The organism is Microvirga sp. HBU67558, from assembly GCF_018069605.1.
GTDB lineage: Bacteria > Pseudomonadota > Alphaproteobacteria > Rhizobiales > Beijerinckiaceae > Microvirga > Microvirga terrae.
Window position 1 is genome coordinate 1 of sequence record NZ_JAGPUP010000072.1, and the last position, 264, is coordinate 264.

Below are 264 nucleotides of genomic sequence, written 5' to 3' on the forward strand. Positions count from 1 at the left end.
GGCGACGACGGACATCCGGTAGGCTCGTCATCATGTTGCCCGGCCCGTTCCTCTCGGCCACGCCTGGTCGGAGACCCTGAGTCGACCACGATTCCGGCCGGAACGACAGGCTAGTGGCTCAGGACCGCCGCTCAAGCCGCCGCTATGATCTCGTCGGCCGGCCCGAAGAACTCGTAGTGGATGCGGTTCGAGCGCACCCCGGCCAGTGCCAGGCCGCCGACGAGCGCCCGCAGGAACGGGCGCGGACCGCACAGGTAGAAGCCC

The 264-nt window shown here is 69.3% G+C and carries 1 pseudogene; it reads right to left on the reverse strand.

Annotation, left to right across the window (positions count from 1 at the left end):
* Positions 1–131: 131 nt before the first annotated feature.
* Positions 132–264, reverse strand: a pseudogene (locus KBI52_RS32375) (nitric oxide dioxygenase); the annotation flags it as partial.